This window comes from Citrobacter sp. VF227, from assembly GCF_052950715.1.
Genome location: NZ_JBRFVF010000249.1, coordinates 1 through 521, shown reverse-complemented (window position 1 = coordinate 521; position 521 = coordinate 1). Strand labels below are relative to the sequence as shown.

General features: G+C 73.3%; 1 protein-coding gene. It reads left to right on the top strand.

The window, feature by feature from the left end:
• Positions 1-214: 214 nt before the first annotated feature.
• Positions 215-521: hypothetical protein (locus ACU8YC_RS26155; protein WP_446896138.1), on the top strand; the 307-nt coding region annotated here is incomplete at its 3' end.

The following is a 521-nucleotide window of genomic DNA, read 5'->3' as shown; positions in this document are numbered from 1 at the left end:
CGCGAGGTGCTGGCCGCGGGCCAGCTGCGCGGCATCAGTCAGCTCGACCGCACCAGCTTGGCCCAGGAGACGTCGCCAGCTCAGGCCGGGCGGATCCTGCGCGATCTCACAGCGTTCCGGCTGGCCGTGATGGAGGCGGTCAAGCCCGCAGCCCTGTGGCTGGTCGAGGGCTGAGAGCGTGCCGCGTCCCCCCCAACGTCCGGCCGCGGCCCAGATGCCGCGGCAGCGGCTGGAGCAGCGCTATCAGGAGGCAGCCCGGGCTGCGGGCGAGGCGAACGCCCACGTCGTCGACATGAGCGAACGCCATCTCTCCCGGCTGTTGCGCGGCACGGCCGCGGCGCGCTTTGCCGCGTTCGACGACCCGAACTCGCCGCTGACGCCCGAGGATCGGGGTAAGCTGCTGCAGGCGCTCGAACGGCAACCGGCGCCCGCAAGGCCGATCTCCGCCGGTACGGCGAGCCGCTTGGCGATCTGGCGCTCCCGGCTGCCCTACCGAGTCGTGCCTTGGACGGTCCGGGGCC